The following is an 8,598-nucleotide window of genomic DNA, read 5'->3' as shown; positions in this document are numbered from 1 at the left end:
GTTCTTTGCGGTCTACAGTATGGTCGTGTTCGTTCAATGCGTAACGAGAACGGTAAGGAGCTAACAGAAGCTGGTCCTTCAATTCCTGTAGAGGTATTCGGTCTGTCAGGTGTTCCATCTGCAGGTGATGAGGTTACTGTTGTATCTGATGAGCGTAAGGCTCGTGAAGTTGCTCTGTTCAGACAGGGTAAGTTCAGAGAACTTAAGATTGCAAAACAGAAGAGTGCTCAGCTTGCATCTATGTTCAAGGAGAGCAACGCTTCAGAACTCAAGCTTGTTCTTAAGGCTGATACTCAAGGTTCAGTTGAAGCAATTTCAGATGCTCTTCTCAAGCTTGGTAACGACGAGGTTAAGGTTAAGATTATCGGTTCAGGCGTTGGTGGTATTACTGCAAACGATGCAACATTAGCTGCAGCAGATGGCGCAGTTGTAATCGGCTTTAACGTTCGTGCTGACGGTCCTGCAAGACAGGTTATTGATACAGAGTCAGTTGATTTACACTACTACAGTGTTATTTACGATCTGATTGATGACGTGAAGAAGGCTATGTCAGGTCTTCTTAAGAAAGAGGTTCGTGAGAACTTCATCGGATATGCAGAAGTTCGTGAAATCTTCAGACATCCAAAATTCGGTGCTATTGCCGGCTGTATGGTTGTTGAAGGTATCGTAAAGAGAGCAGCTCCTATTCGTGTGCTTCGTGATAACACTGTTATCTTCGAAGGTGAGCTTGATTCTCTGCGTCGTTTCAAGGATGACGTATCTGAGGTTAAGCAGAACAACGAATGTGGTATCTGTGTTAAGAACTATCAGGATGTACGCGTAGGCGACCGTATCGAGTGCTTCGAGAAGGTTGAAGTTGCACGTACACTTGACTAAAGGATAATATGCCAAGAAGTTACGGAAGAAACGAAAGAGTAGCTACTGCAGTACTTCGCGAATTAGCAGATGTACTGCATAATGAACTCAAGGATCCAAGAGTAAAAAACGCAACCATAACAGAGGTTGACGTATCTCCTGATCTGAAAAACGCTCGTGTATATATTTCTTTTTTAACTGATAATAAAGAAGAAATTGAAGCTGCGATGAAAGGTTTGAAGAGTGCAAAAGGATTCTTGCGTTCTGCTGTAGCAAAAAGACTTAATCTGCGTTACATGCCGGATCTTGATCTGAGGTATGATTCACTGCTTACTGAAAGTATGCGATTAGACGCACTGATTAAAAAAGGTCTTAACAAAGACTAAAATCATGAAGATCCCAATTACCCATACTAATTGGGATTTTGTTTTTTGATTTTTGTCTTTTAATTTTTTTTGATTTACTGTTATATTCAGTTAAAAGATATTTACCATAACGGAGCCAAAGGTGTTGAACGACAAACCTGTACAAAAACCGATAAGTACTGCTGTGATTGTCTCAAAGGTATATAAAAGACCAATGGCAGGTCCTATAAGAGAGATTGCAGATAAACTGACAAAGCTTGGAGTGAAGGTTTATCTTGATGCAAATACTGCAGTTGGTTTTAATATCAGTGAAATACAGTCAATTACAAGACGAGAAATGAGAGAACTTGATCTTATCATTGTAATCGGCGGTGATGGCTCCTTACTAGGTGCAGCAAGAACACTAGTTGATCTCAAGGTTCCTGTTCTTGGAATCAACAGAGGTCATTTAGGTCTTCTAACAGATGTAAATCCAGATAACATTGATGAAAGCCTTAAAAAGGTAGTAAGCGGTCAGTATTCTCTTGAAGAGAGAACAATGATTGATGTTAGGGTTTCAAGAGATTCTGATGACGGTGTAGGTGAACTTATCGGTTCATCACTTGCAACTAATGAGACTGTAATTCACTCAGGAACCATGGCACATATGATGGTTTTCAAGGTAAGTATTAATGGTACTCATCTTTATACCATGCGAGGCGATGGCATTATTGTAAATACTCCTACAGGATCAACTGCATATTCACTTTCTGCTGGCGGTCCTATTATTGAGCCACATCTTGACTTGTTATCCTTAGTTCCAATGTTCCCTCAGTCACTGAACTGTTCACCTTTAATTATTCCTGGCAAATCTGAGGTTAAGATTGAATTTGAGGCACCTGATGAGTTAGCAGAGTTAATTGCAATCAACTGTGACGGTCAGGTAACCATGAGAGCTGATACTAACAGCTCTGTCTTTATAAGACAGCATCATACACCTTTGGTTCTGATTCATCCTGAAGGATATGATTATTATTCACTGTTAAGACAGAAGCTTGGTTTTGGTCGCAGCCTTGTTTAGGAGATAGTATGCTTTTACAGCTTATTGTTAAAGATTTTGCCTTAAGTGAGAAGAATGTTCTAGATTTTTCAGAAGGTATGACATGCATAACCGGTGAAACCGGTGCAGGTAAATCTTTAAGTGTCGATGCGCTGTCTTTGATATTAGGTTCAAGAGCTGATAGCGCTTTCGTAAGAAATGGCTGTGACAAGGCAGAAATCAGTGCTGTTTTCTCAATTGAATCTAATGAGCTTTTAAAAACATATCTAAAAGAGCACGATCTTTCATCAGATGATACATCTGATCTTGTAATCAGAAGAGTAGTCACAAAGGATGGCAAATCAAAAGCCTATATAAATGATGTCCCTTGTACACTAAGTGTTTTGAAGGACGTAACCGATTCACTTGTTGCAATTCACGGTCAGCATGCATCAGTAAAGCTTATAGATGAGAAAAATCAGCTCAATCTTTTAGATTCATTTGCAGGTCTTTCAAAAGAAGTATCAGAAGTTGCTTCATCCTATGATTCATATATCAGCAAAAGAAATCTTCTGCAGAATCTAGCAGATGAACAGCTAAATGGAGCAAACAATTACAAGACACTTCGCTTTGAACTTGATGAGCTTGAAAAACTGGATCTGCACGAAGGCGATTATGAAAAGATTAGCTCTGATTTTGATGCTCTTTCTCATCTGTCACAGGCTCAGGATGCAATTGCTTTAGCACAAGGTGTTCTTGAAAATGATGAACACAATATCATTGATATTTTAAGTGCAAGAATAAGTGATTTATCAAGAGTAAGTGTTTATGCAAAAGAAAGTATCGATCCTATCGTTGACGATCTGACAAATGCAGCATCACTACTAGACAGAGCAAGAGAAAAACTAGACAACTTTTCACTAAAGGCAAATCCTCAGATGGTAGAGGAGTTATCAGAGAAACTGTCTAAATGTCATGAGCTTGCAAGACGATTCAAGGTACAGCCAAATGAAGTTCATAAGATCTTAGCTAAAAAGCAAAACGATCTTGAATATTTTCTTTCTTTAAAAGAGAAAATAGCTGTTCTCACAAATGAGGTGAAGTCTTTAAGAGCAGACTATGAACAAAAGGCATCAGCACTGAGCGAAAAAAGAGCAAAGGCTGCCAAAAAGATGTCTGAGTCAGTAACAGACAGCATCCATGAACTTGCAATGAGTAACGGTGTTTTTAATGCATCAGTTACAAGAGATGATGAGTCAAGACCAAGACGATCTGGAAGAGATGAGGTTAAATTCCTGTTTTCAGCTAATATCGGTCAGGAACCACTTGAACTGTCTACTGTTGCATCAGGTGGTGAATTATCAAGACTTGCTCTTGCAATTGAAGTATTAACAAGTACTGCAAATTCAACTCAGACCTTGATTTTTGATGAGGTCGATACCGGTATTTCAGGAAGAACAGCTTCATCTGTCGGAAGTCTTTTAAGACGTCTTTCATCAAATGTTCAGGTCATCACTGTAACTCATCTTCCTCAGGTTGCAGCAATGGCTCATCACCAGTTTCTTGTAACAAAGATAGAAAAGGATGGTACAACATCATCATTTGTGCAGGATCTTGATGAAAAAGGAAGAATTGAGGAAATTGCAAGAATGATGGGTGGTAACGTAATAACCGAAGATACAAGATGTTCTGCAAAAGCTCTTCTAGATTCAAGCGGAAGTGATAAGTGAGTTCATCAGTTACCTTAAAAGGCGGACTTAATGTAAAAGTCAGATGGGCAAAGGTTGAGGATGCAGCTAAGATTGCAAGACTTGAGCTTAATTCTTCTGTTTATGAGAACAGAACAGTTCCTTTTAACTATACACATCCACAGTTTACAAAGCTATGGGAACAGAGACTGTCACAGGAAAATGAATATAAGACAGTCATCGCAACAGGTCCAACTAGAATATATGGATTTATAACCTTCAAAAGCAGAATTGAAGACGGATATATTCTTGCCCTTTATATCGACCCACTGTATATGAGACATGGAATCGGTACCCTCTTAATGAAGACTGCAGAGCAGATGGTCATAATGAGTGGAGGCAAAAAGTTAAAGGTCGATGTAGAAATGCTTAATAATGGTGCAATGGCTTTCTATAGATCGTTACATTTTTCTAAAGTAAGTGTAAAATTAGAGCACTTAATTGAAATGGAAAAGGAGTTATAAGATGCTCAAAGTTGGTATCGTTGGCCTAGGTGGCCGTATGGGACATGCCCTTTATGAATGCTGTTTAGGTTTGGATGGTGCTAAGATTGTCTGTGGTATCGATAAGAATACTGATACTCTCCCATCAGGCTGCAGTGCAGAAGTAGTTGACGATCCTTATAAGCTGTCAGCCGCTCCTGATCTGTTTATCGATTTCTCACGTCCTGAATGTTCTTTAAACGTTTTAAAGTATGCAAAAGAGCATGGTTGCAAAGTTGTATTAGGAACAACTGGTTTTGATTATGATCAAAAAGATCAGATTAAAGAATACTCAAAGCATGTACCTATCGTTTTTGCAGCAAACTTCTCTGTTGGTGTAAATGTTCTTTTAAATCTTGTAAAGAAGACTGCTCAGATTATGAGCGATTCAGATATTGAGATCGTAGAAGCTCATCACCGCTACAAGGTTGACGCTCCATCAGGTACTGCTCTTGCTATTGGTGAAGCTGCAGCTGCAGGTCGCAATGTAAATCTAAAGGATGTTATGGTATCAGGTCGTGATGGTATCACCGGTGAAAGAATCTACGGTTCAATCGGTTTCTCATCAGTTCGTGGCGGTGATATTGTTGGTAATCATACAGCAATGTTCTGCTCAGAAGGTGAAAGAGTAGAGTTATCTCATATTGCTACATCACGTCAGACATTTGCTCGTGGTGCATTCAGAGCTGCATTATGGCTTGAGAATAAGAAGCCTGGTTTATACGATATGAACGAGGTTTTAGGCCTTAAGGCTTAATCTTATTTATCATAATAAGCAAAAGGCGGAGTTATCCGCCTTTTTTGCATCTTTGCAATTAAAGTAGCTTACTTAACAGACCTCCATCCACCTTAATTTCAGATCCTGTAATATAATCTGCTTTGTCACTTGCAAGAAATACTGCTACCTGAGCAACATCATTAGACTTTCCCCATCTGCCTAGCGGTGTGGCATTTAGGATCTTGTCATTCATAGTTTGGTTTTCCTTAAGAACCTTAAAAGCGGGGGTATCGATAAAGCCAGTTGTAATGACATTAGCTTTAATATTGAATTTAGCGTATTCAACTGCAATACATTTAGTTAGCATTGCAAGACCAGCTTTTGATGCTGCAAGAGCACTTGTGTTCATGAATGCATCCTTTGCAAAGCAGGAAATAACATTAATAATTTTTCCTGAACACCTCTCTTTCATTCTCTTTAGGCAATGCTGTGTTATGAAAAATGCTCCTGTAAGATTTGTATCAATTGCCTGTTGCCATAACTCATAATCGATATCCTGTATGCTGATAATTGGTGTTACTGTTGCAGCATTTACCAGAATATCAAAAGAGACATCGTCTGCATTGAACCTATCAAACACTTCATTTATTGCTGTATTTGAACATACATCAAGAGGAACAGGGATTGCTCTTGTAAGTGAAGTGTCCATTTCATTGCAGACATTTGTTAACTGTTCTGAATTTTTTGATGCAAGATAAACCTTTGCTCCTCTGTCAAAGAACGCCTTTGCAATTTCAAGTCCAATACCATCACTTGCACCTGTTACAAATGCGGTTTTTCCAAGTAGCTCAATCATATGCAATCCTTATATTTGTTCAGATAAAATTTCTTTCTATCAGATAATCACTTTTGCAAGTGAAAGTCCAACGATACATGCTGTCAGCACACCGACTAAACCTGGAATCATGAAAGAGTGGTTAAAATAGTACTTTCCAATCTTTGTTGTTCCTGTTATATCAAAGTTAACAGTAGCAATATCTGATGGATAGTTTGGAATAAAGAAGTATGCATAGGTTGCTGGCATAAGTCCAATGAGAACCTGTGGAGGCAGACCGATAGCTATAGCAACAGGCAAAAGGATCTTTGCTGTTGCTGCCTGAGAATTAACTACGACAGATACTGCAAACAGCGCAAATCCGAATGTCCATGGATATTCATTTACCATACCAGTTATAGATGCCTTAAAAGATGGCATAGCATATGAGAAATATGTATCAGACATCCATGCTATACCAAAGATAGCAATACATGCCACCATACCGGATTTGAAAACTACACCATTTGGAATGTTCTTAACAGGAGTCTTTGTTGCAATCAGAATAATAGCGCCAAAAGAAAGCATCATCATCTGAATAATAATACCCATGCTAATTGGTCTTGTGGCATTTCCAATGGTTCTGACTTCAGGAAATACTGCGATAAGAACAATGGTGACCAATGCTAGCAAGAACAGATAAACAGATAGTTTTGATGATGTAGGTAGTGTCTCATTGAGTGTTGTATGAGATGATGACTCAATTTCTTTTTTAAAATCAGGATCTTTAAGTTTCTCTAAGAACTCCTGATCTTCATATAGATCTTTACCTCTGAAGTTAGAGTAAATTGATAAGGCAATAACACCAAGCAATGTTGCAGGAGTTGTTACCATAAGAATGGTCATCAGATTTAAATTCTCAAGACCAGGGATTGCAAGAACATCTCTTCCAAGATAGCAAGCAACGACAGCTGAAATTGGGGAGCCTGTAAGTGCAAGCTGAGATGCAACAGATGCTGCTGCCATTGGTCTTTCTGGTCTTACCTTATTTTTTACTGCTATATCACCAATAATCGGCATGATAGTATAAACAGCATGACCTGTACCTAACATTAAGGATAGAGTATAGGTAACAAGCGGTCCAAAAAAAGTAATTCTTTTTGGATTTTTTCTGAGCAATTTTTCAGCTATCTGAAGCATATATTTAAGACCGCCTGCAGCTTCAAGAATAGCAGCACAGCTGACTACAGCGATAATAATGAGCATTACGTCAACAGGTGCTGAGGCCGGAGGCATTCTGAGAATGAAAACTTCAATAACAAGACCGATGCCAGAAACAACACCAAGTCCCATACCACCAAAGCGACTTCCTGCATAAAGCATGATAAGTAGGAAAATAAACTCAGCAATTAACATAATTTAGCTCCAAATTTCCAAGATCTATAAAAAATATAGGTCTGAAATCAGTTAAATCATGTTTTTTAAGAGAAATTTTTGTGGAATATCAAAAAAATAATTTGAAGAGATTAAAAAATCTGTAAGTTATCACAATTTATTTTTTCTATAAATCATGATGTTAATGCTTTTTTATGAAGAATATTAAAAAAAATGCCGGTACATGTACCGGCACTTTTATCAGTTAGCTATCTATTAGATAACGCCCTGAGCGATCATTGCGTCTGCTACCTTACGGAAGCCAGCGATGTTAGCACCTAATACTAGGTTGCCCTCAACACCGAACTCACGAGCAGTTTCTGCAACGTTCTTGTATAAGTTTGTCATGATGGTGTGTAACTTGCTGTCAACTTCTTCGAAGGTCCATGAAGTCATACCAGCGTTCTGCTCCATCTCTAACTGAGAAGTAGCAACACCACCAGCGTTAGCTGCCTTAGCAGGTGCATAAGCGATCTTAGCGTCTAAGAACTGCTTGATAGCGCCTAAGGTTGAAGGCATGTTAGCACCTTCTGCTACAACCTTACAGCCGTTTGCTAATAAGGTCTTAGCATCTTCCTCATTTAACTCGTTCTGAGTTGCACATGGGAATGCACAGTCTACCTTGTAGCACCATACCTGGTGTTTGCCCTCTGGGTACTTCTCAACTGGAGTGTACTCAGCAGTTGAAACTAACTCAGCATAACGGGTTAAACGTGCACGCTCAACTTCCTTAACCTGCTTTAATACGTCAACCTTGATGCCGTTTGGATCATAGATAGTACCAGTTGAATCAGAAACAGTAACTGGGGTAGCACCTAACTGATATAACTTCTCACAGCAGTAGATTGCAACGTTACCAGAACCTGAAACTGCGCACTTCTTGCCCTGTAAGCTGTCGCCACGATCCTTAACCATAGCGTCTGTGAAGTAAACGGTACCGTAACCAGTTGCCTCAGTACGTGCTAAAGAACCACCGTAGTTTAGACCCTTACCAGTTAAAACACCTTCGTAACGGGTTGTTAAACGCTTGTAAGCACCGTACATGTAGCCGATCTCACGACCACCAGTACCGATATCACCAGCTGGTACGTCAACAGTAGCACCGATGTAACGGTGTAACTGAATCATGAATGCCTGACAGAAACGCATAATTTCAGTCTCTGA

Annotated in this window: 9 protein-coding genes; 6 read left to right on the top strand and 3 right to left on the bottom strand. The window is 39.2% G+C overall.

Features of this window, described 5'->3' with window-relative positions; genetic code table 11:
• From ACJML3_RS05280 to dapB, 6 genes are all read left to right on the top strand, one after another.
• On the top strand, positions 1-876 hold an 876-nt coding region (locus ACJML3_RS05280), incomplete at its 5' end, for a translation initiation factor IF-2 (RefSeq protein WP_406021253.1).
• Positions 877-884: 8 nt separating this feature from the next.
• Positions 885-1,241, top strand: coding sequence for a 30S ribosome-binding factor RbfA (rbfA, locus tag ACJML3_RS05275; protein WP_219936890.1), 357 nt, complete (start codon positions 885-887; stop codon positions 1,239-1,241).
• A gap of 121 nt (positions 1,242-1,362) precedes the next feature.
• Positions 1,363-2,280 (top strand): NAD(+)/NADH kinase, encoded by a 918-nt coding sequence (locus ACJML3_RS05270; protein WP_406021250.1) that lies wholly within the window; start codon positions 1,363-1,365, stop codon positions 2,278-2,280.
• 8 nt (positions 2,281-2,288) lie between these two features.
• Positions 2,289-3,968 (top strand): DNA repair protein RecN, encoded by a 1,680-nt coding sequence (gene recN, locus ACJML3_RS05265; RefSeq protein ID WP_406021248.1) that lies wholly within the window; start codon positions 2,289-2,291, stop codon positions 3,966-3,968.
• Positions 3,965-4,450, top strand: coding sequence for a GNAT family N-acetyltransferase (locus tag ACJML3_RS05260; protein WP_406021246.1), 486 nt, complete (start codon positions 3,965-3,967; stop codon positions 4,448-4,450). The genes recN and ACJML3_RS05260 overlap by 4 nt, the downstream gene beginning before the upstream one ends.
• 1 nt (position 4,451) lies before the next feature.
• Positions 4,452-5,225, top strand: coding sequence for a 4-hydroxy-tetrahydrodipicolinate reductase (gene dapB / locus ACJML3_RS05255; RefSeq protein ID WP_331853471.1), 774 nt, complete (start codon positions 4,452-4,454; stop codon positions 5,223-5,225).
• 58 nt (positions 5,226-5,283) lie between these two features.
• Here dapB and ACJML3_RS05250 read toward each other — a convergent pair whose 3' ends face one another.
• The 3 genes from ACJML3_RS05250 to ACJML3_RS05240 all read right to left on the bottom strand — a co-directional run.
• Complete coding sequence (locus ACJML3_RS05250; protein ID WP_406021244.1) at positions 5,284-6,042, bottom strand: SDR family NAD(P)-dependent oxidoreductase; 759 nt, start codon at positions 6,040-6,042, stop codon at positions 5,284-5,286.
• Between the two features lie 39 nt (positions 6,043-6,081).
• A complete protein-coding gene (locus ACJML3_RS05245) occupies positions 6,082-7,416 on the bottom strand; it encodes an anaerobic C4-dicarboxylate transporter (RefSeq protein ID WP_288136282.1) in 1,335 nt (444 codons plus the stop codon).
• Between the two features lie 234 nt (positions 7,417-7,650).
• The coding region (locus tag ACJML3_RS05240; RefSeq protein ID WP_406021241.1) for a Glu/Leu/Phe/Val dehydrogenase dimerization domain-containing protein at positions 7,651-8,598 on the bottom strand (948 nt) is incomplete at its 5' end.

The sequence above is a fragment of the Succinivibrio sp. genome (assembly GCF_045124615.1).
Taxonomy (GTDB): Bacteria; Pseudomonadota; Gammaproteobacteria; order Enterobacterales; family Succinivibrionaceae; genus Succinivibrio; species Succinivibrio faecicola.
The sequence above is the reverse complement of the archived record's forward strand: the minus strand, read 5'-3'. Positions and strand labels throughout refer to the sequence as shown.

What these genes read in the sequence shown, in the direction of transcription:
- recN (WP_406021248.1), top strand. Translation starts at nt 2,289, where the DNA reads ATGCTTTTACAGCTTATTGTTAAAGATTTTGCCTTAAGTGAGAAGAAT.
- dapB (WP_331853471.1), top strand. Translation starts at nt 4,452, where the DNA reads ATGCTCAAAGTTGGTATCGTTGGCCTAGGTGGCCGTATGGGACATGCC.
- ACJML3_RS05250 (WP_406021244.1), bottom strand. Translation starts at nt 6,042, where the DNA reads ATGATTGAGCTACTTGGAAAAACCGCATTTGTAACAGGTGCAAGTGAT.
- rbfA (WP_219936890.1), top strand. Translation starts at nt 885, where the DNA reads ATGCCAAGAAGTTACGGAAGAAACGAAAGAGTAGCTACTGCAGTACTT.
- ACJML3_RS05245 (WP_288136282.1), bottom strand. Translation starts at nt 7,416, where the DNA reads ATGTTAATTGCTGAGTTTATTTTCCTACTTATCATGCTTTATGCAGGA.